Source organism: Xanthomonas sp. WHRI 10204 (assembly GCF_040202875.1).
GTDB lineage: Bacteria > Pseudomonadota > Gammaproteobacteria > Xanthomonadales > Xanthomonadaceae > Xanthomonas.
Genome location: NZ_JBEGDW010000001.1, coordinates 2,401,438 through 2,426,863, shown reverse-complemented (window position 1 = coordinate 2,426,863; position 25,426 = coordinate 2,401,438). Strand labels below are relative to the sequence as shown.

Below are 25,426 nucleotides of genomic sequence, written 5' to 3'. Positions count from 1 at the left end.
GGAATCCTCTTGTACGACTCGTACGCGTCGGTTGCTGTGCGCCGTGCACACCCAGCTGTGCACTGCTCGCTACGTTTTGTTAGCCGCTCCGGGCAGTTGTCGCGCTCTGCGGTCAGTGATTGGCCGCTAGCCAACCGCGCAAAAATCAGCGCAAAGCTAACGTCACGCGCTGCGGCGGCGCTGAAGCACAAGCCATTGCCGCGCACGCACAGTCTCCACAGATGCGCGCAGCCAGCCGCGGCGCCACTGCAAACGTCAACACGCGACAAGCCACAAGCGGCTCCACATCCACCAAACCACGACATCCCCAACAAACGCTCGGACCTCGCGCACCGCTCTGGCGATTCCCCAATCCCGATTCCCGATTCCTCGCACCTTGTGCAACCCCCACCGCATCGCTAGCCTGCGGGCATGACAACGTCCCCTGTAAAAGTGTTGATCCACGGCGCCTCCGGGCGGATGGGCAAGGCATTGCTGCGCCTGGCGGCTGAAGACGACGCGTTACATGTCGTCGGCGCGGTGGTAGGGCGCTCGCCATCGCAGCGCGTGGTGGACGGCGTGCCGTTCTTTGCCGCCAGCGAACTCGGCGGTGCGCCAGCCTTCGATGTGGCCATCGACTTCAGCCTGCCGCAAGGCTTTGCGCCGATCCTGGCGCTGTGCGCGCAACGCGGTAAGCCGCTGGTGTCCGGCACCACCGGGTTGGACGAGGCGCAACGCGCCGCGCTGCGCGATGCCGCGCAACAGATTCCGTTGGTGTGGGCCTCCAACTTCAGCCTGGGTGTCGCGGTGCTCACCGAATTGGTCGAGCGCGCCGCCGGCACCTTGCCAGGGTGGGATTGCGACATCATCGAAGCGCATCACGTCCACAAACAGGACGCGCCATCCGGTACCGCATTGACGCTGGGCGAAGCTGCCACCGGCAGCGGGGCGCAGCCGCGGTTTGCCAGCCTGCGTGCCGGCGACATCGTCGGCGAGCACACGGTGCAGTTCACCGGGCTGGGCGAGCGCGTCGAGCTGGTGCACCGCGCCACCAATCGCGACATCTTCGCGCGCGGGGCCTTGCACGCGGCCAAACGCCTGATCGGCCGGCCGGCCGGCAGCTACCGGGTACGCGACCTGGTGCTGTAAGACATCGCGCAACCGCGTATGAACAACTGCGCGGTTGTGCGGCGTATTCATGCCGCCGCTGCGATGCGCCCGGCGCATTGACTGCGCTGCAGGCTGGCAAGCCGGGGCACTTGCCTTTACAATTCTCGCTTGCCCGAACCAGCGTCGGACCGGTCCCCAGCACCGCGTCCGCGCTTTGCTGCAACCGGAATTTGGCCGGAAGCGCATCGGAGTCCCAGGCAGCCAGAGCGAGACCCCACGTGACCCAACCCGCAATCCTTGTCCTCGAAGACGGCACCGTGTTCGAGGGCGAATCCGTAGGCGCCACCGGGCTTTCCGTCGGTGAAGTGGTGTTCAACACCGCCATGACCGGCTATCAGGAAGTCCTGACCGATCCCTCCTACGCCCGCCAGATGGTCACGCTGACCTATCCGCACATCGGCAATACCGGCTTTACCGACCAGGACGACGAAGCCCGCAAGATCTGGGCCGCCGGCCTGATCGTGCGCGATGTGCCGCGCCGCCCCAGCAACTGGCGCAGCCAGGTGGCCTTGCCGGAGTGGCTACAGGCCCGCGGTGTGGTCGCCATCTCCGGCATCGACACCCGCAAGCTGACCCGCCTGTTGCGCGAGAAGGGCGCCCAGAACGGCGCGCTGATGGCCGGCGAGATCGACGTCGAAAAGGCACTGGAAGCCGCGCGCAAGTTCCCCGGCCTGAAGGGCATGGACCTGGCCAAGGTGGTCTCCACCGAGACGCGTTACACCTGGCAGGAAGGCTCGCTCGATCTGAACTCCGACACCTTTCTCGGCCTCGGTGCCTTGAAGAGTGGAAAGTCCGCACATGCAGGTGCGGGCTCTGTCGAGGGACGCACGTTCAAGGTCGTGGCCTACGACTACGGCGTGAAGCTCAACATCCTGCGCATGCTGGCCGAGCGCGGGTGCGACGTTACCGTGGTGCCGGCGCAGACCCCTGTGGCGGAAGTGCTGGCGATGCAGCCCGATGGCGTGTTCCTGTCCAACGGCCCGGGCGACCCGGAGCCGTGCGATTACGCGATTGCCGCGATCAAGGAACTGATCGCGCAGAAGGTGCCCACCTTCGGCATCTGCCTGGGCCACCAGTTGCTGGCGCTGGCCGCCGGCGCAAAGACGGTGAAGATGACCACCGGCCACCACGGCGCCAATCACCCGGTACAGGATCTGGATGGCGGGCGGGTGATGATCACCTCGCAGAATCATGGCTTTGCGGTGGACGAAACCACGCTGCCGGCCAATGTGCGGGTCACCCATCGTTCGCTGTTCGATGGCACCAACCAGGGCATCGCCCTGACCGACGCACCGGCGTTCTCGTTCCAGGGCCACCCGGAAGCTTCGCCAGGTCCGCGCGATGTGGGGCCGTTGTTCGACCGGTTTACCGCGTTGATGGCGGCCAGGGCCTGATGATGGCGTCGCTGGCTCTGCCGTCGCGACCGCGCCGTTGGCGTGTGTACGTGTTGGCGGCGCTGGCGCTGGCGGCCTATCCGGCGTTCGTCCTGGTTGCGGTGTATTCGCAGTGGCTCGGCGCTGGGCTGGCAGGTGGACGCAACGGCCCGGCCGATGCGTATCGGCACAGCCTTGCAAGCGCCATCGTCGCCTACACCTTGTCCCCGCGTTGCGTGGATTTGGTGACGGCGGTGATGGAGCGCGGCGGGCAGGGCAACGCCAGTCGGGCGATGGATGCCCACAACAACACGATCGGCGCGCGCATTGGCGCGGCCGCTCCGAGCTGGGCCGCGATGCAGCGAGAGGTTCGCGCCGCGGTCGACCATGGTGCGATCGATGCCCGATCGCCCGACCAGATTACCTGGCGCGCCCCTGCGGCGTGGCAGGACCGACTTTACTGAGGACCCCCCATGCCAAAGCGCACCGACCTAAAAACCATTCTGATCATCGGCGCCGGCCCGATCGTCATCGGCCAGGCCTGCGAGTTCGATTACTCGGGCGCGCAGGCGTGCAAGGCGCTGCGCGACGAGGGCTACCGCGTGGTGCTGGTCAACAGCAACCCGGCCACGATCATGACCGACCCGGACATGGCCGATGCGGTGTACATCGAGCCGATCAACTGGCAGACGGTCGAAAAGATCATCGCCAAGGAAAAGCCCGATGCGCTGCTGCCGACCATGGGCGGGCAGACCGCGCTGAACTGCGCGCTGGATCTGGCCGACCACGGCGTGCTGGAGAAGTACAACGTCGAGTTGATTGGCGCCAAGCGCGAAGCGATCCGCATGGCCGAAGACCGCGAGCTGTTCCGCGTGGCGATGGGCGAAATCGGCCTGGATTGCCCCAAGGCCGAAGTGGCGCACACGCTGGAAGAAGCGCTGGATATCCAGACCCGCGTCGGCTACCCGACCATCATCCGCCCCAGCTTCACCCTGGGCGGTAGCGGTGGCGGCATCGCCTACAACCGCGAAGAACTGATCGACATCGTCGGCCGCGGCCTGGAACTGTCACCGACCACCGAAGTGCTGGTGGAAGAATCGGTGCTGGGCTGGAAGGAATTCGAGATGGAAGTTGTGCGCGATACCGCGGACAACTGCATCATCGTCTGCGCGATCGAAAACCTCGACCCGATGGGCGTGCACACCGGCGACTCGATCACCGTGGCGCCGGCACAGACGCTCACCGACAAGGAATATCAGCGCCTGCGCGATGCGTCCATTGCAGTGCTGCGCAAGATCGGCGTGGATACCGGCGGCTCCAATGTGCAGTTCGGCATCAGCCCGACCAATGGCCGGGTGGTGGTGATCGAGATGAATCCGCGCGTGTCGCGTTCGTCGGCGCTGGCGTCCAAGGCCACCGGTTTCCCGATCGCCAAGGTCGCCGCCAAGCTGGCGGTGGGCTACACGCTGGACGAATTGCGCAACGAGATCACCGGTGGGTTGACTCCGGCCTCGTTCGAGCCGTCGATCGATTATGTGGTTACCAAGATTCCGCGCTTTGCGTTCGAAAAATTCCCGCAGGCCGATGCGCGCCTGACCACGCAGATGAAGTCGGTGGGCGAGGTGATGGCGATGGGCCGCACCTTCCAGGAATCGCTGCAAAAAGCGCTGCGCGGCCTGGAAACCGGCAAGATCGGGCTGGACCCGACCGGCCTGGATCTGGGCAGCGAAGACGATATCGCTGCGCTCAAGCGCGAGCTCAAGGCCCCCGGCCCGGAGCGTCTGTTCTATGTGGCCGATGCGTTCCGCGCCGGCATGAGCGTGGACGAGGTGTATGCGCTGTCGTTCATCGACCCCTGGTTCCTGGATCAGATCGAAGAGCTCGTCAGCCACGAGCAGCAGCTGGCCGACGATGGCATGGCCGCGCTGGACGCGCCGCGTCTGCGCAAGCTCAAGCGCGCAGGTTTCTCCGATGCGCGCCTGGCCGAGCTGATCGGCAGCAATGAAGAATCGGTGCGCACGCTGCGTCGCGCGTTGAAAGTGCGCCCGGTCTACAAGCGCGTCGACTCGTGCGCGGCCGAATTCGCCACCAGCACCGCGTACCTGTATTCGACCTACGAGGACGAATGCGAAGCGCTGCCGACCAATCGCGACAAGATCATGATTCTGGGCGGTGGCCCCAATCGCATCGGCCAGGGTATCGAGTTCGATTACTGCTGCGTGCATGCGGCACTGGCGCTGCGCGACGACGGCTACGAGACCATCATGGTCAACTGCAACCCGGAAACCGTCTCCACCGATTACGACACCTCCGACCGTCTGTACTTCGAGCCGCTGACCCTGGAAGACGTGCTGGAAATCGTCGAGCTGGAACAGCCCAAGGGCGTGATCGTGCAGTACGGCGGCCAGACCCCGCTGAAGCTGGCGCGTGCGCTGGAAGCCAATGGAGTGCCGGTGATCGGCACCTCGCCGGACTCGATCGACCTGGCCGAAGACCGCGAGCGTTTCCAGCAGCTGGTCGACAAGCTGGGCCTGAAGCAGCCGCCGAACCGCATTGCCCGCAACCCGGAAGAAGCGCTGGTGCTGGCGCGCGAGATCGGCTACCCGCTGGTGGTGCGCCCGAGCTATGTGCTGGGCGGCCGCGCCATGGAGATCGTGTACGGCGAATCCGATCTGGCGCGCTATGTGCGCGATGCGGTGAAGGTGTCCAACGATTCGCCGGTGCTGCTGGACCGCTTCCTCGACAATGCGGTGGAAGTGGACGTGGACATCATTGCCGACAAGGACGGCAACGTGCTGATCGGCGGGCTGATGGAGCACATCGAAGAAGCCGGCGTGCACTCGGGTGACTCGTCGTGCTCGCTGCCGCCGTACTCGCTCTCGCCCAAGACCCAGGCCGAGCTGCGTCGCCAGGTGGTGATGCTGGCCGAAGGTTTGAACGTGGTTGGCCTGATGAACACCCAGTTTGCGGTGCAGGTGGATGAGGCCGGCGACGATGTGGTGTTCCTGCTGGAAGTGAACCCGCGTGCTTCGCGCACCGTGCCGTTCGTGTCCAAGGCCATCGGCATCCCGCTGGCCAAGATCGCCGCACGCTGCATGGCCGGCAAGACGCTGGCCGAGCAGGGCGCCACCAAGGAAATCGTGCCGGACTATTACTCTGTGAAGGAGGCGATCTTCCCGTTCGCCAAGTTCCAGGGCGTGGACCCGATCCTCGGGCCGGAGATGCGCTCCACCGGTGAGGTGATGGGCGTGGGCCGCAGCTTCAGCGCCGCGTTTGCGCGCGCGCAGGAAGCCGGCGGCATCAAGGCACCGCCGGTGGGCAAGGCCTTCGTCTCGGTGCGCGACCCGGACAAGAAGCGCGTGCTGCCAGTGGCGCAGGCGCTAGTGGAACGCGGCTTCACCCTGGTGGCCACGCGCGGCACCGGTGCCTGGCTGCAACAGAACGGGCTGAACTGCGAGATCGTCAACAAGGTGGCCGAAGGCCGCCCGCATATCGTCGACTCGATCAAGAACGGCGAGATCGTCTATATCGTCAACACCACCGAAGGTCGCGCCGCCATCTCGGATTCGTTCTCGATCCGTCGTGAAGCGCTGCAGCATCGCGTGACCTATTCGACCACTGTCGCCGGCGCCAAGGCGCTGGTGCATTCGCTGGAATTCCGCGGCACCGGCCCTGTCTGGTCGCTGCAGGAACTGCACAAGGAGCTGGAAGCATGAGAGCACCCATGACCGCGAAGGGCGCGCTGCGCCTGCGCGAAGAACTCGATCAGTTGAAGTCGGTCAAGCGTCCGGCGGTGATCAGTGCGATCGCCGAGGCGCGCGCGCACGGCGACCTGAAGGAAAACGCCGAATACCATGCCGCGCGTGAGCAGCAGAGCTTCATCGAAGGCCGCATCAAGCAGCTGGAAGGCGAGCTCTCGCATGCCGAGATCATCGACATCACCAAGTTGTCGGCCGGCAGCAAGATCGTGTTCGGCGCCACCGTGACCCTGGCCGATACCGAGACCGACGAAGAGAAGCGCTACCAGATCGTTGGCGATCTGGAGGCGGACATCAAGATGGGCATGATCGCGATTTCTTCGCCATTGGCGCGCGCCCTGATCGGCAAGCTGGAAGGCGATTCGGTCACCATCGACGCGCCGGCCGGCCAGCGCGAGTACGAAGTGGTCACCGTCGCGTATCTGGATTGATGCACTGACGCCTGAGCGATGACGACCGCAACGCTGCTGCTGCCCGAAAAACGCCGTCTGCCCGGAACGCTGGACAACGCGGTGGTGGCCAGTGCCCTGGCGCGCGCCGATCTGCACACCGCCGATGCCGGCGAAGTGGCGCAGTTGCAGCGGCATTTCACGTTGACGCCAGCGCAGTGGCCGGTGGCGGCATTGACCCGGCAACTGGATGCCGGCGATGCCGCAGGCGCCACCTGGGTGCGTGCCGACCCGGCTTATGTGGTGCCGGACATGCAGGGCGCACGTCTGATGGGCTACGGCGAGGCGCTCGGTGCCACCGCCGAGGACCTGGCGGTGCTGCTGCCGATCCTCAAGCCGATGTTCGGCGATGCCGGATTTGTGCTCGATGCGCCGACGCCATCGCGCTGGTATCTGCGTCTGTCGCCGGATGCCAAGCTGCCGGACTTCGCGCCGCCGGATGTGGCGATCGGCGACGACCTGTTCGAGCATCTGCCGGCCGGTGATTCTGGCCGGCGCTGGCGTGCCTTGCTGACCGAAGCGCAGGTGTTGCTGCATCAGCATCCGTGGAACGAAGGCCGCGTTGCCAGTGGCAAGCCGGCGATTAATTCGCTGTGGTTCTGGGGCGGCGGCGCACTGCCGCATGCAGTGACATCGCCGCATCGGCAGGTGCGCAGCCGCGAGTCGTTGCTGCGCGCGCTGGCGCTGGCGGCCAGTGCCGATGCGCAGGGCGATCAACGCGTGGATGCGTTGGTGGACCTGCGCCATCTGCGCTCGCTGCAGCAGTTTGGCGACGACGCAGTGGCACCGCTGCTGGCGGCGATGGCACGTAGCGAACTGGATCGGCTGGTGCTGGATTTCCAGGACGGCGAAACGCTGACGTTGGCACGCACGCAACGCTGGCGGTTCTGGCGCACGCCACGGCAGCAACTGGCGCAATGACCTCCACTCCCCGGATCGTCCGGCGCCCGCCAGGGCAGACCGGAAGCTGGCCCGACGCCATGTTGCCGCTGCTGCGCCGCATCTACGCATCGCGCGGTGTCCGCGATGCGCAGGGCGCGCAACCGCGGCTGGGCCAGTTGCTCTCGCCGGAGCTGCTGCACAACAGCTACGTGGCCGCCAATCTGTTGGCCGATGCGATCGACCAGCAACGGCGCATCCTGGTGGTAGGCGATTTCGACTGCGATGGCGCCACCGCCTGCGCGGTTGGCGTGCGCGGTTTGCGCATGCTCGGCGCGCTGGATGTGCACCACGCCGTGCCCAATCGCATGGTGCACGGCTATGGCCTGTCGCCTGCCTTGGTGGACGAGCTGGCTGCGCTGCAACCGGAGGTGCTGGTCACCGTCGATCACGGCATCGCCTGCCATGCCGGCGTGGCCGCCGCCAAGGCGCGCGGCTGGACGGTGCTGGTCACCGACCACCATCTACCGGGCGAGGTACTGCCGCCGGCCGATGCGATCGTCGACCCGAACCTGGCGGTCGACAGCTTTCCCAGCAAATCGCTGGCCGGCGTGGGCGTGATCTTTTACGTGTTGCTGGCGCTGCGCAGCGCGCTGCGCGCGCGCGGCGCGTTTGCCGACCGCGCCGAGCCGGATCTGTCGGTGTTGCTGGATCTGGTCGCTGTCGGCACGGTGGCCGATCTGGTGCCGCTGGACACCAATAACCGCGCGCTGGTGTCGGCCGGGTTGCGTCGGCTGCGCGAGGGCAAGGGCTGCATCGGATTGCGCGCGCTGATCGATGCCAGCGGCCGCGATGTCGCGCGTCTGAGCGCCAGCGATATCGGCTTCGCGCTCGGGCCGCGCTTGAATGCGGCCGGCCGGCTCGAAGACATGGCGTTGGGCATCGAGTTGTTGCTCAGCGAAGACTGGAACCGGGCGCGCGAGATCGCCGCCACGCTCGAAGAGATCAATGCCGAGCGCCGCGCGGTGCAGCAGTTGATGACCGACGATGCCGAGCAGGCGGTGACCAAGGTGGTGCTGGATGCCGATGGCGCCTTGCCGATCGCCGCCTGCCTGTTCGATGCGGAATGGCACCCCGGCGTGATCGGCTTGGTCGCCTCCAAATTGAAAGACCGGTTGCACCGTCCGGTGATCGCGTTGGCCCCGGCCGAGCCGGGCAGCAGCCAGTTGCGCGGTTCGGCGCGGTCCATTCCCGGCCTGCATATCCGCGACGTGCTGGCGGCGGTGGATGCGCGTCATCCGGGTTTGCTGCAGAAGTTCGGCGGCCATGCGATGGCGGCGGGCTTGAGCATGGATCATGCCGCGCTGGAAACCTTCGAGCAGGCGTTTCAGGCGCAGGTGCACGCGATGGTGGATGCGTCGCTGCTGCATGCCGAGTTGCATAGCGATGGCGAGCTGTCTGCGCACGAACTCGATCACGTGCATGCCGAAGCGCTGCGTGTGGCCGGACCGTGGGGGCAGGGCTTTCCGGAGCCGCTATTCGACGGCGAGTTCGAAATATTGCAATGGCGTCTGCTCAAGGAACGCCATCTCAAGCTGAGCTTACGGTGCGCCGGTCGTGCCGAGCCGCTCAATGCCATCCATTTCAACGGTTGGCGCGGCAGCGAACCGGCACGCAAGGTGCGGCTGGCGTATCGGTTGGTCAGCGACGATTACCGCGGCGGCACTGCGGTGCAGTTGATCGTCGAGCACTGCGAACCGGTCGTGGTCACCGCCTGAGCCGAACGCGTGTCGACTTGCCTGCCGGCGCTGTTTTGATATGAGTGCAAATAACTGCGGGCGCCCAATGGCGCCCGCAGCTGTCAGACAACAACGCTGTTACTTCTTGACTGCGGTCACCAGCGTGGGGAGCTGCCAGGCACCGCCGGCGATTCCGCGGCACAGACCGGAATTGGACTTGGCGGTCTGCACAAAGCGCTGTCCAGTCCAGCCCCAGCTGGCATCGACCGAGCAATCGCCCAGCCCACGTCCCTTCTGCGACGAGCGAATGGTCGACCCGCTCAGATCGGTGCCCTGCAGGGTCACCAGCACAGGTGCAAACGGCGCGCGGGCGTTGACCACCCAATACCCCATGCCGAGGTTGTAGGCACCCAGCGTGCAGGCAGCCGACACCAGCAGCTTGTCGTTGCTCAGGCGCGCGATGTTCAGCGGCTCCTGCGCGCCGCCCGGCTCCAGTGCCTGGCATTGCTCGTTGGCAGGCAGAGCGGTTTTCAGCGCGGCATACAGCGCCGGCAGACGCGCCAGCTTGGCATCGCCGGGTTGCGCGGCAGCGAGTTTGGCCACTTGCACCTGTGGAGCCGGCAGTGCCGGCAAGACCGCCGATTCAGTGCCCTTGCCCTTGCGGACCAGGGCGCCGCGGGTGCCCAGGCGGCCCTGGAACTCATCCATCTTGAGTAGCACGGCGCTGGCGCCCTGATCGGAGAGCTGCCAACGGCGGCCATCGTTACCCACCGCCGCAATGGCTGCGCTCTCACCGGTCAGTGCAGTCAGCAGTGCGCTGGTCTGGGCGGCGCTCAGCGTGGCGCTGCCTGTCGCGCCTTGCAGATTCAGAGGGCCGAGATCGCGCTTGCCGATGGACAGTGTCAGTGTCGAGGGAACGGTAGCCTGCTTGAGCTGACCGATCTTGAGCTGCGCGGTCACCGGTTGTGCAGCTCCGGCCTTGCGGGTGAGCAGTACGGAGACCGCCGGTTCGGTGTCCTCCGGCTGGTAGCCGGCTGCACGGCAGGTGCGGGTGTTATCGCAGGCGATCGTCCAGTCCTTGTGACTGAAGTCGATACCGGTTGCGGAGGCGGCGGCAAGTGCTGCGCCAGGCGAGAGTATCAGTGCGGCGGCGATCAAGTTGATGCGCATGTTTTTCTTTCAGGGTGGATCGAGCCGGCATCTTGAGCGCTCGTTTCCAACGCCGTCTATACGGTCTCGCGCTGCTACCTAGTAGATCCGTGGAGCCGTTCAGTTCGACGCGCGTGGCCGGCAGCGCTACCGCTGCGGCCTTGCGAAATCTTGTCCGTTCATGCGATCTGCAGTGCAGAGATTCAGGCTGGAGCCGGCTCGGTCGAACGACATCGCTGAGCAGAAATCCGGTGGCGGCTGTTCTCTGCGGCGGTCGCGGCCGCACCGCTACGGGCGGCCGCATTGTCCCTTGCCTGGATCAAGGTGACTGCTTGACCTCGGCCACCACCGTTGGCAGTTCCCAGGCGCCGCCGGCGGCCACCAGTCGACACAGGCCTGACGTGGATTTGGAGGTCTGCACGAAGCGACGGCCGTCCCAGGTCCAGTGCTCCTCGCTGTAGCAATCGCCCAGGCCGCGACCCTTTTGCGAGGACAGGATGGTGGAGCCATCCAGATCGCTGGCATGCGTGGTGATCAACGTCGGTGCAAACGGCGCACGCGCGTTGACCACCCAGAAGCCGGTGCCGATGTTGTAGGCGCCCATCCAGCAATCGGTCGACACCAGCAGCTTGTCGCTGCTCAGGCGGGCGATGGTCAGCGGTTCGGCGGCATCGCTGGCATCCAGGCCCTTGCATTCTTCATCAGCCGGAAGCGTGGCGCGTAGCGCCTGGTATAGCGCCGGCAAGCTGCCCAGACGTGCGTCGCCGGCCTGCGCTGCGGCCAGCTTGGCCGCGCGGACTTGCGGTACCGGCAACGCCGGCAACACGGTGGCCTCGTCGCGATCGCCCTTGCGTACCAGCGCGCCGCGCGTGCCCAGCCGGCCCTGAAATTCGTCCATCTTCAGCAGCGTTGCCGCCGCGCCGCGATCGGAGAGCTGCCAGCGGCGGCCATCGTTGCCGAGCGCCACGATCTTGCTGCTGCGGGTCAGTGCCGCCAGCAGCGCGGTGACCTGCGTGCTGCTCAAGACTGCGGTGCCGCTCTTGCCATCCAGCGCCAGCTTGCCCAGATCGCGCTGATCGATCTGCAGGCTCAGCGACGCCGGCAGCTTGATCTCGTCGTACTGGCCCAGCATCAGCTCGGCCGTCACCGCCTGGCCGGCACCGGCCTTACGCGTCAGCAGCACCGATACCGGCAGGTGCTCGCCTTCGTCCGGCTGGTATCCGGCGGCGCGACAGGTGCGGGTGTTGTCGCAGGCGATGGTCCAGTCGTCATGACTGAAATCGACACTGGTGGCAGGCGCGGCAAGCGCGAGTGCGGGGCTGCACAGCAAGGCCGCGGCAAGCAGGTCGTAACGCATCGAAGTTCCTTCATCGCAGGTCCGGGCCGGCATCTTGCGATGCCTGCCGCAGAGCGTCCAGGCGAATCGTCCGCAGGCAGTGAACGCAATTCATGACGGCGAGTGTGTCCACTCGCTGCGGTGCATCTGCGCGTCCCCGCGATCGACCACACTGCGCGCTGCAGATGGACTGCGATCTTTGCGCGGTGCCCGGGTTGTTCTGGCAACGATGCGCCAACGGCATCGTCTGTTCGGTCTTGTCTGCCGGGCTGTCGCTTTCAGCGATCACACCTGCGTCAGCGTTGCCGTGGCGCGCACCCTGGTCGGCGATTCCCGCATCGGCATCCCGAACAGCGGACGCAGCCAGCGCACGCGGCGGATCAGGTATTCGTGCAATAGCAGGCAGCCGGCAACGGTGGAGGCCAACACCAGCGACGGTTCCAGCCACGGGCCCAGGTGCAACGGCGCCAACCAGTACAGCGCCAGGATGATCAGGCTCTGATGCAGGATGTACCAGGGGAACACGGCCTGGGTGCAGTACGGCAGCCACGCGAAGGGGCGGTTCAAGCCATGCCTTGCCCAGCCGAACAGGGTCAGCAATGCCAGCCAGGTGTAGGTGGCGCGCGCCAGCCGTTCGACCACGTCCCAGCGGACTGTCGCCAGCAGGGCGGGCAGCTGCATCGGATCGAGCGAGCGGCCCAGATGGCGGATGCTCAGCTCGGTGGCGATCGCCAGCAGTGCGGCGATCAGGGTTGGCCAACGCAGCTGCACTGACCACGTCCAGAAGCGTGCGTGATGGGCCAGCGCATATCCCAGCACGAACAACGGAAACGACTCGGCATGCACAAACCAGTCGCCAACCAGGGCGTGGGTCGGTGGGTGGCGCGGCATCACCCACAGCAGGCAGAAGGCCTCCCACAGGATCGGGGCCAGCAGCAGGGCCGGCAGCGCGATGGAGGCCGGCAAGGCTCGCAGCGACACGGGCAACATGTGGCCCAGTGCGACCACGGCCATCAGTAACAAGGTGTAAGGCAGCAGATAGGCCAGATACCACAGATGGTTCCAGGTGATGCCGTGTTCCCAGCCATCGAAGCTGCCGGCCGGCCACGGCCGGACCTGCCAATAGCGCAGCAGGAAGTTGCCAAAGCCGGGCACGACCTTGCCGTTGCTGACGCCCTGGCAGTACGCCTGCACCGCCACCACCACGAACATGCCGAACAGCAGTGGCGCCAATAACCGGCCGCAGCGTCGCCAGGCGAACTGCCACGGCGCACGTTCTGCCCGCGCCAGACCGATCGCGATGCCGGAGATCATGAACAGCAACGGCATCCGCCAGCGGTTGAGCGCGATCATGGGCGCCTGCAGCCAGTCGGTGGTATACGCGCTCTTTAAATGAAAGTCCCAGCCGGCCACGTAGGCCATGCCCACGTGATAGAGGATCAGCAGGGCAAAGGCGAAGACGCGCAAGGCATCGATATCGTGGCGGCGCTCGGTCATGGGGGCGGTTGGTCGAGGAAGTGCACGCATCCTGCCCGCCGACCCGCATGAAGAAAGGGGCCAGGGGTGGAAACGCCCGCGCGCAGTGACCAGTTGCGTCCTCCCAGGGACGAACGGGAGCGGCGGGGATGACGGTGCCGCCCCGTTGCGCAGGCCTCTATCATTGGCAACTGCCAACTGCGGACCTCTGCAATGGAAACCATCGGGCCGCGCCCGCCGACACCTCAGGACGGTGCGCGTCACTTCGCCACGCGCTGGGCAGTGACGATCTGGTTGCTGGTGTTTTACCTGAGCGCACTGGGCAACACGTTGACCGCATGGTTGGCGGGGCGTCGCGATGGCGAGGCGATCGTGCTGTGGCAGGTACTGAGCTGGGAGCTGACCAGCGCCACCGCATCGCTGTTGTTGCTACCCGCAGTGTTCTGGCTCTGCGCACGTTGGCCGCTGCATGCCGATGTCTGGCGTCGCCGTGTGCCGGTGTATCTGGCGGCTGCATTGGGTTGGTGGCTGGCGCACGTTGCCGGCATGGTGCTGTTGCGCAAGCTGGTTTACGCGCTGGCCGGTAGCCATTACGACTTCGGTGGCTGGCCGCTGCAGTGGTTTTATGAGTTGTCCAAGGATCTGCGTACCTTTGCGATGCTGGTGGCGTTGCAGCACGCATTGGGCTGGTACGCGCGGCGGCGCCAGGGCGAGGCGCATCTGCTTGCGGCGCCGGACGAAGGCGCGCCGGAGGAGCCGTTGGACCGCCCGGAGCGCTTTCTGGTGCGCAAACTCGGCCGCGACTTTTTGGTCGCTACCGCCGATATCGAATGGGTCCAGGCCTCCGGCAACTACGTCAACCTGCGCGTGCGCGGCCACGACTATCCGTTACGCAGCACGATGGCGGCGATCGAAGCCAAATTGGACCCCGCAGTGTTCGTGCGGATCCATCGCAGCTATCTGGTGAATCTGGGCCAGGTGCAGGCGATCGAACCGGTCGACTCTGGCGATGCGCGCGTGCATCTGCGCGACGCCACGGTGCTGCCGTGCAGTCGCAGTCATCTGGCCGACGTACGCGCGCGGGCAGGGCAGGGTGCCGTTGCGCGCCGCACAGATGCAGTGACGGTCTGAGGCCGCTAGAGCCATTGCGGGGCGGCACAGCTGCCCACGGCGCCTTGCATATCTGTCGCAGCCACTGCGCCCATGTCGCCGCCGCTGCGACATCAGCGCGCTGGGGGGAGGGGGACCCGCAAGCCCTTGCGGTCGCGCGCAACCGCAAGGCGGGCATCGAGACTGCCGGTTCTGAAGCGTGTGCAGCCCCGGCGCAACCGCGTTCCGCCACCGGCGCCCGCTTGCTAAACTAGCCCGCTTGTTTGCCGGAAGTCCGTCATGATCGAAACCAATCCGATCCGCCAGCGCATCACCGATCTCAACGATCGCGTGCTCTCGCTCAGGGGGTATCTTTGACTACGACGCCAAGAAAGAGCGTCTAGAGGAAGTCAGCCGGGAGCTCGAAAGCCCGGACGTGTGGAACGACGCCGAGCGTGCCCAGGCTTTGGGACGTGAGCGTTCCATGCTGGAAAAGACCGTCATCGGCATCGCCGATGTGCTGGCCGGCCTCACCGATGCCGGCGATCTGCTGGAACTGGCCGACAGCGAGCAGGACGAGGACACCGCGGTGGCGGTGATCGCCGATCTGGACAAGTACCAGATCCATGTCGAGAAGCTGGAATTCCAGCGCATGTTCTCCGGCGAGATGGACGGTTCCAACGCGTTCGTCGATATCCAGGCCGGCGCCGGTGGTACCGAGGCGCAGGACTGGGCGGAAATCCTGTTGCGCATGTATCTGCGCTGGGCCGAGTCGCGTGGCTGGAAGACCGAGCTGATGGAAGTGTCCGGCGGCGAAGTGGCAGGCATCAAGTCGGCCACGATCCGCATCGAGGGCGAATACGCTTACGGTTGGTTGAAGACCGAGATCGGCGTGCACCGGCTGGTGCGCAAGTCGCCGTTCGACTCCGACAACCGCCGGCATACCAGCTTCACCTCGGTGTTCGTGTCGCCGGAAGTGGACGACAACATCGAGATCGACATCAATCCGGCCGACCTGCGTACCGACGTGTACCGCTCGTCCGGCGCCGGTGGTCAGCACGTCAACAAGACCGAATCGGCGGTGCGTATCACGCATATCCCGACCAATACGGTGGTTGCCTGCCAGACCGGCCGCAGCCAGCATCAGAACCGCGACAACGCGATGAAGATGCTGGCCGCCAAGTTGTACGAGCTGGAAGTGCAAAAGCGCAACGTCGAACGCGACGCGCTGGAAGCCACCAAGTCCGACATCGGTTGGGGCAGCCAGATCCGCAACTACGTGCTCGATCAGAGCCGTATCAAGGATCTGCGCACCGGCATCGAACGCAGCGACACGCAAAAAGTGCTGGACGGCGACCTGGACGAATTCGTCGAGGCCAGCCTGAAGGCAGGTCTGGCGGCAGGCTCCAAACGCCTGGATGCCTGACCGCCGCGCGAGGTCGCAGCGGATGCGACGACCTTGCACGACGCTAGGCTGCATGCAGCGCAGCGCCACTCCGCGTTGCGGCAGCCAGACGTCAGGCCACCGACGCGCGACACCGTCAATGTAAGAGAGCCCGGCGCTGCCGGGCGCTCACTCCCCACCGGGCACGCGCCCGACTTCTAGCAGACCGACCCCGCCATGACCGAACAGACCCCCGCGCCACACCTTCCCGTCGACGAGAACAGCCTCATCGCCGAGCGTCGCGCGAAACTGGGCGCGTTGCGCGGCCAGGGCATCGCGTATCCCAACGACTTCGTGCGCGAGCATTTCGCCGGCGATCTGCAAGCCGAATTCGCCGATGCCGACAGCTGGACCCCCGAAGCGCTGGAAGCCAGCGGTCGCACCGTCAAAATGGCTGGCCGCCTGATGGCCAAGCGGGTGATGGGCAAGGCCAGCTTCGCGCAGATCCAGGACGAGTCCGGGCGCGTGCAGTTGTTCTTGCAGGGCAATGTGCTCGGCGATGCCTATACCTCGTTCAAGGGCTGGGATGTCGGCGACATCGTGGCGGTGGAGGGCGGCCTGACCCGGACCAAGACCGGCGAGTTGTCGGTCAAGGCCAGCACGCTGCGGCTGCTGACCAAGTCGCTGCGCCCGTTGCCGGACAAGTGGCACGGCCTGTCGGACGTGGAGCAGCGCTACCGCCAGCGTTACGTGGATCTGATCGTCACCCCGGAGGCGCGCGAGGTCTTCATCAAGCGCTCCAAGATCATCCGTGCGATGCGCGCGTGGCTGGATGCGCGGCGTTTCCTGGAAGTGGAAACGCCGATGATGCATTACATCCCTGGCGGCGCCACCGCCAAGCCGTTCACCACCCACCACAATGCGCTGGATCTGGATCTGTACCTGCGCGTGGCGCCGGAGCTGTATCTCAAGCGGCTGGTAGTCGGTGGCCTGGAACGCGTCTACGAGATCAACCGCAACTTCCGCAACGAAGGCGTGTCGACCCGGCACAACCCCGAGTTCACCATGCTCGAGCTCTACGAGGCCTACGCCACGTACCACGAGATCATGGATCTGACCGAGCAGGTCATCCGCGATACCGCGCACACGGTGCTGGGCACCACCCAGGTGAGCTGGGATGGCGCCGACATCGATCTGGCGCCGGCTTTCCGTCGCTGGCGCATGGATGAGGCCGTTCTTCACCACAATCCGGAAATCAGTGCGGCCGATTGCACCGATCGCGCCGCGCTGCTGCGCCATTGCGAGCGGCTCAAGATCCGCACCAAGCCGTCTTACGGCTGGGGCAAGCTGCTGCTGGAAATCTTCGAAGCCACCGTCGAGCACACCTTGGTGCAACCGACCTTCATCACCGACCATCCGGTGGAGGTGTCGCCGCTGGCGCGCTCCAGCGACACCGAGCCGGGGTACACCGACCGCTTCGAGCTGTTCATCAACGGCAAGGAGCTGGCCAATGGCTTCTCCGAGCTCAACGACCCCGAAGACCAGGCCGCGCGCTTCCAGGCGCAGGTGCAGGCCAAGGACGGCGGCGACGACGAAGCGATGCACTACGACGCCGATTACATCCGTGCGTTGGAGTACGGAATGGCGCCGACCGGCGGCCTGGGCATCGGCATCGACCGTCTGGTGATGCTGCTGACCGGGAGCACCTCGATCCGTGATGTCCTGCTGTTTCCTTACATGCGCCCGGAAGCCTGATTTTTTTTGTGCGAACGCGTGCTCACGGCACAGATACTGCATATGCTAGGGCACAGCTCCGGACAGCGTCAGGTCCGGGGGAGTCGACACAGGGGTCGGCGTCACGCTTTTCCGTTCTCGGGATAGAGGAGCAACGGCTATGCAGGATGTTTTAGGGAATCCGGACGGCATGGTGTCGGCGGATACATGGGGAAGCTGGGCGGAAAAGGCGGATCTGGGATTGAACATCGTCATTGTCGATGATCAGATGTCCGCGCGGACGATGCTGCGCCATGTCATCGAGGACATCGCGCCGGAGCTGAAGGTCTACGACTTCGGCGACCCGCTCGACGCGTTGGCCTGGTGCGAAGCCGGGCGCGTGGATCTGTTGCTGCTCGACTACCGCATGCCCGGGATGGATGGCCTGGAGTTCGCGCGGCGCCTGCGCCGGCTGCCGAGCCATCGCGATATTCCGATCATCCTGATCACCATCGTCGGCGACGAGCCGATCCGCCAGGCGGCGCTGGAAGCCGGGGTGATCGACTTTCTGGTCAAGCCGATCCGCCCGCGCGAGCTGCGAGCACGCTGCTCCAATCTGTTGCAGCTGCGTCAGCAGAGCGAGAGCGTCAAGCAACGCGCGCTGTCGCTGGAACAACGCCTGCTGGCCAGCATGAACGAGGTCGAAGAGCGCGAGCGCGAAACCTTGTCGCGGCTGGCGCGCGCCATCGAATACCGCGATTCGGGCACCAGCGCGTTTCTGGAGCGCATGTCGCATGTGGCCGGCCTGATCGCCGAACAGCTGGGGTTGTCGGAAGAAGAAGTGCGCATCATCGAGATGGCCGCACCGCTGCACGACATGGGCAAGATCGCCATTCCCGACTCGGTGCTGCTCAAGCCAGGCAAGCTCACCGACGACGAGATGAGCGTGATGAAGCGCCACCCGCGGATCGGCTACGAGTTGCTCAGCGGCAGCCAGAATCGCTTCATCCAGGTGGGCGCCTTGATCGCGCTGCGCCACCACGAGCGCTACGACGGCACCGGGTATCCGGACGGCCTGGTCGGCGAGGCGATTCCGCTGGAAGCGCGCATCGTGGCGGTGGCCGACGTGTTCGATGCCCTGCTGTCGCCGCGTCCGTACAAGGAAGCGTGGACGATGGACGCCGCACTGGCGTATCTCTACGCGCAACGCGGCCGCCTGTTCGACCCGCGCTGCGTGGATGCACTATTGCGCGGTCGCGCGCAGCTGGACCAGATCTGCGGTGAGTTCTCCACCGCATCGGCGCGGCCCGGGGTATAGGCCATGAACTCGTTCGGATGGATCCGGCAGCGGCTGACGAATCGACCTGACAGCGAACATGGTCAAGCGATTGTTCGCATCGTTTTGATCACCTTGATCCTGTGTTACGTCCTGCTGCCAAGCGTCCATCACAGCTTGCCCCCGACCCAACACGCCAGCGTGTTGGGCATTATCCTCACAGGCTTAAGCCTCGGGCTTGCATTGTTCGGCTGGTTGCTATGGCGCCCCGGCCACTCGGATGCGCGTCGCATCCTGGGGATGCTGGCCGATTACGGCTTGATGGCAGCCGGCATGATCCAGATGGGGGAACCCTTGGCCTGGGTCTATGTGGTGGTCATGTGGGTCACCGTCGGCAACGGCCTGCGATACGGCAACCGCTATCTTTACCTTGCAGTGGTGATGGCTGTTGCGAGTTTTGCCACGACAGTTGCAATGACCGACTACTGGCGTCTCAACCAACGCCTTGGGGTCGGGCTGACAATTGGCCTGGCTGCTGTTCCGCTGTATTTCTCTAGCCTTTTACGGCAGCTGACCCGCGCCACGACGGAGGCACGTCGTGCCAGTGAGGCCAAGAGCCGCTTTCTCGCGAACATGAGTCACGAATTCCGTACGCCACTCAACGGGTTGTCCGGAATGACCGAGGTGTTGGCGACTACGCGTCTGGATAGCGAGCAGCGCGAATGTCTTAAAACGATTCAAGCCTCCACACGTAGCCTGCTTGCGCTGGTGGAAGAGGTGTTGGACATCTCGGCCATCGAGGCCGGCAAGCTCCGGATCACTATTTCGGATTTTGCGCTGCACTCTACATTGCAGGCGATTGGCCTCATCCTCAAACCGCAAGCCAAGGCAAAGGGCTTGAGCTACGAGATGACCGTCGCCGCGGACGTGCCCCCGCAGATTCAAGGGGATGCCGGTCATTTGCAGCAAATCTTGCTCAACCTGGTCGGTAACGCAGTCAAGTTCACCGATCAAGGCAGTGTGCAGTTGAAGGTGTCGACAGGCTTGCCTAGCGGCCATGCCGGGGTGTTGCTGCGCTTTGAAGTGCTCGACACAGGTATCGGTGTGCCGGTCGACATGCGGCCACGTCTGTTCGATGCGTTTGAGCAAGCGGATACCGGGCTGGCGCGTCGGTTCGAAGGCAGCGGTCTGGGGACCACGATTGCGAAGGGGCTGGTGCAGTCGATGGGCGGCGCGATTGGTTTTGCGGAAAATCCGACCGGCGGCAGTCTGTTCTGGTTTGAGCTCCCATTTGGTCTGGTGGCAGAAAAGCCCGCAACGGCGCTAGCGCCACTGCCCGTGTTGCAGGATGCAGACGCGACAACGATTCCGGGCAATGTCATCGCGTTTGCCGATCCATTTCTGCGTCACCGTGCCCGCGTGCGCAGCATGCACATCCTGGTGGCAGACGACCATCTGGCAAATCGTCTTGTGCTGCAACGTTTGCTGCAAAAGGCGGGGCATCGCGTCACCTGCGTCGACGGTGGCGAAGCAGTGCTCGACGCGCTTGCTGCGACGGATTTCGACCTTGCGATCGTGGATCTGCACATGCCTGGCGTCAGCGGTCTGGACATGCTGAAGCAGCTCCGTGTCATGCAGGCCGGAGGCCAACCGGGTACTCCGGTGGTGGTGCTGAGCGCTGACGTAACCCCAGAGTCAATCCGTAGTTGTGAACAGGCCGGGGCTTACGCCTTCCTGGCAAAGCCGGTGGCGGCAATCAAGCTGCTGGATACGCTGGCCGAGATCGCCGTCAATCAAAAACTGCGCCAGACGGATTTGACGATTGGCATCCGCGGACCGGTTGTGACCGGCACCGTGCTGGATCCTGCCGTGCTGGACGAACTGGCGGAGCTGGGGATGGGCAATGAATTCGAGCGCGAGTTCATTCAACAATGTCTCAGCGATGTCAGCGCGTGTGTCGTTCAACTGGGTAAATCCGCTGCCGATGAAGATTGGGCACGGTTGCGTGAGCATGCACATGCCGTCAAGGGTGTCTCCAGCAATCTTGGACTGGTGATCTTGGCCGAACAGGGCGGAGAGTTGATGCGACTGTCAGAGGCGCAGCTGCGGGCCGAGTGGCGTCAGCGGCTGGAGCAACTCAAGGATGGATTGCAGCAAGGACGCGATGCGCTCGCTCAACGTGCACAACGGAAGTCCCAGGAAGGCGCCAGTGGAAATGGCGATCTTGGATGAAAGCCCGGCAATAGGCCGGGCCTGATCCCCCTGCATTGGATCTACCAAAATCAGGCGGGACCTACGCCCATTCGTCGATTCTGTGCCTTGACCAGCCGGTCCATCGTACGCAACGATTTGTTGCTCAATGCCAGTGCTGCATCCACCCATATTTCGGTGATGCGCAGCAATTCTTCATACGGAACCGACTGTGCCACGTTGCGCGCCGCATTCATCGCAAGGTAGGAGCTGGGGATACGTTTTTGCTGACGAATGAGATTTTCAGTCGCCATCACGCCTTGCCCCTTCGGGACCAGTACGTCCACGATCCCCATCGCGTGCATTTCTTCGCTGCTGTAGATGCGTCCGTCAAGAATGATTTTTTCTGCCAAATGAGGCGCGACGCGGCGGCATAGGAAGGAATATGCGCCCATTCCAGGGAATAGATCGAACAAGACCTCGGGAAGTCCCATGCCGATGCCTTCCTCGGCGACGATGGTGTGACAGGCAAGGGCCATCTCCAGTCCGCCGCCCAGTGCATCGCCCTGCAGTAGCGCGATGCTGCGGACGTCACCACCAAAGCCCACGTGCAGATGGTGCACACCTTCCACGCACCGTTTTGCATAGCGCAACAAGTGATCGCGATTTTGCTCGCGGATCAGGCGCGCAAACAGATCCAGATCCCCGCCTAGATTGAAAGCGCTTGAGTCAGAGGCAAGAACGAAATGACGCAGCTCGCCATTACGCCTTTCGTGCGGAGCACGCGTGATTGAACCCATGACATCCCATATCTCGTCCAATAACTGGGGGTTGCAGCAAGGGCGTACACCGAGGTGCGCGTTTGCATGCATATATAACCAATGGGTGCCGTCAGCTGCTGAGCAGTCGACACGAATGGTGGAGTGGGGGCGGCCGAGGGAAATCTTTTCAATCGTGTTCATGGGCTGATCCTGGAAGTGCCCGCTTCGGGAGAGTGGATGTCGGCGGGCGCGCACGATCCACTCGAAATCGATGCTACACCGGCACTATCTCCATAATGGCAAGGGGTTTCTTCCAAGTGTGAAGGATCAACGAACCGAATCTTTCGGTGAGCCTTCGTTATAGGGCGTGTGGCGTTGTGAGCTCAATTCTTTCGAAAATGAGCCCGGTTGTCATAATTATCTAGTTTGGCGTTAGCTATGTTTTGATGGTCGATTTTCTCCTCACTGGGTGAGGTTTATTGCGATGTGGTTAGAGGAGCGAGCTCTTCCGAATTGCGAATTGCGTCGTAGAAGATCGGGCGCGTGCTGGTTGCGGTTGCTTCAGAGGCGAGCCTTTATCGCTAAGCTAAGAGTCAAAGTAAGGCAGCGTTTTTAATGTCGATGATTGGCGCCCCGAGTACATGGTGGTATTCAAAATCGGTGTCGCAATGTTGCGCGTAGCCGTCTGTGGCTTATTCTGAATTCCTGTCGGCGGTTCTTTCACTGCGGTAGATGGTGCTCTGTCGCAATCCAGTGTTTTTATGATGATGTCGCCAAGCGTTCGCATCATTGGGTTGGGGATTTGGCTCTCGCTAGCTCTGCACTTTTAGTGGTTAGTTGAGTCCTTGGGGAGCGCGCCGGCGGGTGGTGTACGCTCGGTGCAAAGGCGCTCTAACCAGCGGTTCGTCTGATTGTTCTCGGCCATCACCCGAGTCGTGGCGATCGTGCTTCGATGCTTCGCTTTGATCAAATGGGAACGCACGGTTTTTCCGTTATCAAACTTCCTAATTCCCCTCATCGCTGCGAACGTGAGGATGAGTATATGCAGCGTGGTGTTCTCTTGCTTGCTTCCAGCTTTCATCGCGATCTCTTCTTTCGCGTTCATGCTTCTTGACGTCTTGGATACCTCTGCGGCCGTCTAGCATGAAGCATGCAGTGAAGTACGACAGGTAGAGCATGTATTCGTTTTCTGATGGTTCCTGGGCTGAAATGTAGACGCCCGCAAGGCCTTGCGGCGTTGCGGGCGTCATGACGACTGAACGTCTTCAACTCTGCGGTCGCGCGGTGGACTATGCCTTCGGCGCATCCCGCAGTTCGCGCCTCAGGATCTTGCCGACGTTGGTTTTCGGCAATTCCTTGCGGAATTCGATCACGCGCGGCTGCTTGTAGCCGGTCAGATTGGTCCGGCAATGCGCCTTCACATCGTCGGCGGTCAGGGCAGGGTCTTTCTTGACGATCACGACTTTGACGATTTCGCCCGATTTTTCGTCCGGTACGCCGACCGCCGCTACTTCCAGCACGCCGGGCATGGTGGCGATGACGTCTTCGATCTCGTTCGGGTAGACGTTGAAACCGGACACCAGAATCATGTCCTTCTTACGGTCGACGATGTAGACGAAGCCTAGCTCGTCCATCCGCGCGATGTCGCCGGTGTGCAGCCAGCCGTCCGCGTCCATCACCTTGGCGGTTTCGGCGGGCTGCTTCCAATAGCCCTTCATCACCTGCGGGCCCTTGATGCACAACTCGCCAATCTCGCCGATCGCCAGTTCCGCACCGCCGTCGTCCTTGATGCAGGCATCGGTGGAGGGAATCGGCAGGCCGATCGAGGCGTTGTAGTCCTTCAGGTCCATCGGGTTGATGCAGGCGGCCGGCGACGTCTCGGTCAGGCCGTAGGCTTCCACCAGAGTTTGGCCGGTGACTTTCTTCCACCGCTCGGCGACCGAGCGCTGCACGGCCATGCCGCCGCCCAGCGTCATCTTGAGCGAGGAGAAGTCGATCTGGTCGAAACCGGGCGTGTTGAGCAGGCCGTTGAACAGCGTGTTGACGCCGGTAAACGCAGTAAAGCGGGTCTTCTTCAGTTCCTTGACGAAGCCGGGCATGTCGCGCGGATTGCTGATCAGGTGATTGCAGCCGCCAATCTTCATGAAGACCAGGCCGTTCGCCGTCAGCGCGAAGATGTGATACAGCGGCAGCGCGGTGATCACCACTTCGTTGCCTTCTTCCAGCTTGCCGGTGCCGGACAGCCACTGGTGCGCCTGCTGCATGTTGGCGACCAGGTTGCGGTGGGTCAGCATCGCGCCCTTGGCCACGCCGGTGGTGCCGCCGGTGTACTGCAAAAACGCGATGTCGTCCGATTCGATCTGCAGCGTCGGCACGCTGTGCTTGCGGCCCAGCGCCAATGCATCGCGGAAGCGGATGGCACCGTTGATGCGGTATTCCGGCACCAGCTTCTTGACGTATTTGACGACGAAATTGACCAGCGCCGCTTTTGGAAAGCCGAGCATGTCGCCCAGGCCGGTGGTGATCACCTGCTTGACCGGGGTGTCGGCGATGACCTGCTGCACGGTGGTGCCGAAGTTGTCGATGACCACCAGCACGCTGGCGCCGGAATCGATCAGCTGGTGCTTCAACTCACGCGGGGTGTAGAGCGGGTTGACGTTGACCACGGTCAGGCCAGCACGCAGGACGCCGAAGGTGGCGATGGGATACTGCAGGCAGTTGGGCATCATCAAGGCGACGCGGTCGCCTTTCTTCAACTGCAGCTCGCCGAGCAGATAGGCCGCGAATTGCTCGACCAGCTGATCGGCTTCCCGATAGGTGATGGTCTTGCCGAAGCTGTGATACGCAGGACGATCGGCAAAGCGCGCGACGGATGTCGCGAACACTTCGGCAATGGTGCGGAACTGCTCGAGATCGATCTCGGCGGCGACGCCGGCCGGATAACTTTGCAACCAAGGACGTGCCTGATTCATCTGCCCCCCTCCAGGGTGTTTAGTACGTGACGCGGTGTGTTCCACGGCACTACAACTCCTGGCAGCATACCGTCATGGATGGAAAAGGCGAAGCGTGATGCACGGCAGCATTCGGCAGTGGAAGCGGCTGTGGTGGTTGGTGATTTGTGCAGTGCTCCTGGCCGCTTGCGCGCGCGATGCGCCGGAGCAACGCCTGCGCGCGACCTTGCAACACATGCATGAGGCGATCGAAGCGCGCGATATCGGCGACGCGATGGCGCCGGTGTCCGCCGATTTCGTAGGCGAAAACGGTCTGGACGCGGCCGGGCTGCGGCGCTTGATGCAGCTGCAGATGCTGGGGAACCGACAGATTGGCGTCACCGTGGGCCCGTTGGAGGTAGAGCTGCGCGGGCAGACGGCGACCGTGCGCTTCACGGCCTTGCTCACCGGTGGCAGCGGTGGCTGGGTGCCCGAGCAGGCGCAAACCTATCAGGTGGTCACTGGCTGGCGGCTGCAGGACGGCGATTGGACGCTGTACCACGCGCAATGGGAACCGGCAGGGCAGTGAGGGCGGTTGGGTGCCGCGTATGCCGGCCCTAACGCCATCACCGTGACGGGCGAACCGCAGGGTAAAACGATGACGTGGCGGACGAACGCATTGTTGCCTGCCAAGCGCGTGCACTGCATCGACAGCCCGCAGCATGTGTCGCACTCCGCTACAAACGCACCGGACCCAGAAACGACATTCCCGCCA

General features: G+C 64.0%; 19 protein-coding genes and 1 other RNA gene. 14 read left to right on the top strand and 6 right to left on the bottom strand.

The genetic code is table 11. From position 1 onward, the window contains the following. Positions 1–9: 9 nt before the first annotated feature. From ABQZ00_RS10485 to recJ, 8 genes are all read left to right on the top strand, one after another. Positions 10–85: non-coding RNA, sX9 sRNA (locus ABQZ00_RS10485), on the top strand. 326 nt (positions 86–411) lie between these two features. Beyond that, on the top strand, positions 412–1,128 hold the full coding sequence (gene dapB, locus ABQZ00_RS10480; protein ID WP_055846480.1) for a 4-hydroxy-tetrahydrodipicolinate reductase: 717 nt from the start codon (positions 412–414) through the stop codon (positions 1,126–1,128). A 239-nt stretch (positions 1,129–1,367) separates the two neighbouring features. Continuing rightward, positions 1,368–2,543, top strand: a complete 1,176-nt coding sequence (gene carA, locus ABQZ00_RS10475; protein ID WP_323539290.1) for a glutamine-hydrolyzing carbamoyl-phosphate synthase small subunit — start codon at positions 1,368–1,370, stop codon at positions 2,541–2,543. After that, positions 2,543–2,986: a DUF6973 domain-containing protein gene (locus ABQZ00_RS10470; RefSeq protein ID WP_115561927.1), complete on the top strand. Its 444-nt coding sequence runs from the start codon at positions 2,543–2,545 to the stop codon at positions 2,984–2,986. The genes carA and ABQZ00_RS10470 overlap by 1 nt, the downstream gene beginning before the upstream one ends. A 9-nt stretch (positions 2,987–2,995) precedes the next feature. After that, positions 2,996–6,238 carry a carbamoyl-phosphate synthase large subunit gene (gene carB, locus ABQZ00_RS10465; RefSeq protein WP_115584436.1) on the top strand — a complete coding sequence of 1,081 codons (3,243 nt, stop codon included), beginning with the start codon at positions 2,996–2,998 and terminating at the stop codon, positions 6,236–6,238. An 8-nt stretch (positions 6,239–6,246) separates the two neighbouring features. Continuing rightward, positions 6,247–6,711, top strand: a complete 465-nt coding sequence (greA, locus tag ABQZ00_RS10460) for a transcription elongation factor GreA (RefSeq protein WP_193552439.1) — start codon at positions 6,247–6,249, stop codon at positions 6,709–6,711. Between the two features lie 18 nt (positions 6,712–6,729). Further along, the gene (locus ABQZ00_RS10455; RefSeq protein ID WP_323519066.1) at positions 6,730–7,650 is read left to right on the top strand and encodes a phosphoglycerate mutase; all 921 of its coding nucleotides are present in this window, start codon (positions 6,730–6,732) and stop codon (positions 7,648–7,650) included. Next, positions 7,647–9,386, top strand: a complete 1,740-nt coding sequence (gene recJ, locus ABQZ00_RS10450) for a single-stranded-DNA-specific exonuclease RecJ (RefSeq protein WP_323539291.1) — start codon at positions 7,647–7,649, stop codon at positions 9,384–9,386. The genes ABQZ00_RS10455 and recJ overlap by 4 nt, the downstream gene beginning before the upstream one ends. Before the next feature lie 99 nt (positions 9,387–9,485). Here the strand turns inward: recJ and ABQZ00_RS10445 are convergent, their stop codons facing one another. The 3 genes from ABQZ00_RS10445 to ABQZ00_RS10435 form a co-directional block, all read right to left on the bottom strand. Further along, a complete protein-coding gene (locus ABQZ00_RS10445) occupies positions 9,486–10,517 on the bottom strand; it encodes a DUF1176 domain-containing protein (protein ID WP_323539292.1) in 1,032 nt (343 codons plus the stop codon). A gap of 298 nt (positions 10,518–10,815) precedes the next feature. Continuing rightward, on the bottom strand, positions 10,816–11,853 hold the full coding sequence (locus ABQZ00_RS10440; protein WP_323539293.1) for a DUF1176 domain-containing protein: 1,038 nt from the start codon (positions 11,851–11,853) through the stop codon (positions 10,816–10,818). A gap of 264 nt (positions 11,854–12,117) precedes the next feature. After that, the gene (locus tag ABQZ00_RS10435; RefSeq protein WP_323539294.1) at positions 12,118–13,329 is read right to left on the bottom strand and encodes an acyltransferase family protein; all 1,212 of its coding nucleotides are present in this window, start codon (positions 13,327–13,329) and stop codon (positions 12,118–12,120) included. 159 nt (positions 13,330–13,488) lie between these two features. On the opposite strand from ABQZ00_RS10435, the gene ABQZ00_RS10430 reads away from it, so the two are divergent. The 5 genes from ABQZ00_RS10430 (at position 13,489) to ABQZ00_RS10410 (ending at position 21,002) form a co-directional block, all read left to right on the top strand. Continuing rightward, positions 13,489–14,439: a LytTR family DNA-binding domain-containing protein gene (locus ABQZ00_RS10430; protein WP_323539334.1), complete on the top strand. Its 951-nt coding sequence runs from the start codon at positions 13,489–13,491 to the stop codon at positions 14,437–14,439. 258 nt (positions 14,440–14,697) lie between these two features. Continuing rightward, a protein-coding gene (gene prfB, locus ABQZ00_RS10425) for a peptide chain release factor 2 (RefSeq protein ID WP_311239807.1) occupies positions 14,698–15,823 on the top strand; the annotation gives its coding sequence in 2 pieces (ribosomal slippage) (positions 14,698–14,772 and positions 14,774–15,823; 1,125 coding nt in all). 195 nt (positions 15,824–16,018) lie between these two features. Further along, a complete protein-coding gene (gene lysS / locus ABQZ00_RS10420; protein ID WP_323539295.1) occupies positions 16,019–17,536 on the top strand; it encodes a lysine--tRNA ligase in 1,518 nt (505 codons plus the stop codon). A gap of 139 nt (positions 17,537–17,675) precedes the next feature. Next, positions 17,676–18,812, top strand: coding sequence for a cyclic di-GMP phosphodiesterase response regulator RpfG (gene rpfG / locus ABQZ00_RS10415; RefSeq protein WP_055846510.1), 1,137 nt, complete (start codon positions 17,676–17,678; stop codon positions 18,810–18,812). A gap of 3 nt (positions 18,813–18,815) precedes the next feature. Further along, on the top strand, positions 18,816–21,002 hold the full coding sequence (locus ABQZ00_RS10410) for an ATP-binding protein (RefSeq protein WP_323539296.1): 2,187 nt from the start codon (positions 18,816–18,818) through the stop codon (positions 21,000–21,002). A gap of 50 nt (positions 21,003–21,052) precedes the next feature. On the opposite strand, the gene ABQZ00_RS10405 is transcribed toward ABQZ00_RS10410, so the two are convergent. The 3 genes from ABQZ00_RS10405 to rpfB all read right to left on the bottom strand — a co-directional run bounded on the left by ABQZ00_RS10405 (position 21,053) and on the right by rpfB (position 24,693). Further along, positions 21,053–21,922 carry a crotonase/enoyl-CoA hydratase family protein gene (locus ABQZ00_RS10405; protein ID WP_323526050.1) on the bottom strand — a complete coding sequence of 290 codons (870 nt, stop codon included), beginning with the start codon at positions 21,920–21,922 and terminating at the stop codon, positions 21,053–21,055. Positions 21,923–22,547: 625 nt separating this feature from the next. Continuing rightward, positions 22,548–22,826, bottom strand: a complete 279-nt coding sequence (locus ABQZ00_RS10400) for a hypothetical protein (RefSeq protein ID WP_323539297.1) — start codon at positions 22,824–22,826, stop codon at positions 22,548–22,550. A gap of 184 nt (positions 22,827–23,010) precedes the next feature. Further along, positions 23,011–24,693 (bottom strand): fatty acyl-CoA ligase RpfB, encoded by a 1,683-nt coding sequence (gene rpfB, locus ABQZ00_RS10395; protein ID WP_323539298.1) that lies wholly within the window; start codon positions 24,691–24,693, stop codon positions 23,011–23,013. 97 nt (positions 24,694–24,790) lie between these two features. Between rpfB and ABQZ00_RS10390 the strand changes: the two genes are divergently transcribed. After that, positions 24,791–25,240, top strand: coding sequence for a Cif family virulence factor (locus tag ABQZ00_RS10390; RefSeq protein ID WP_323539299.1), 450 nt, complete (start codon positions 24,791–24,793; stop codon positions 25,238–25,240). Positions 25,241–25,426: the final 186 nt, after the last annotated feature.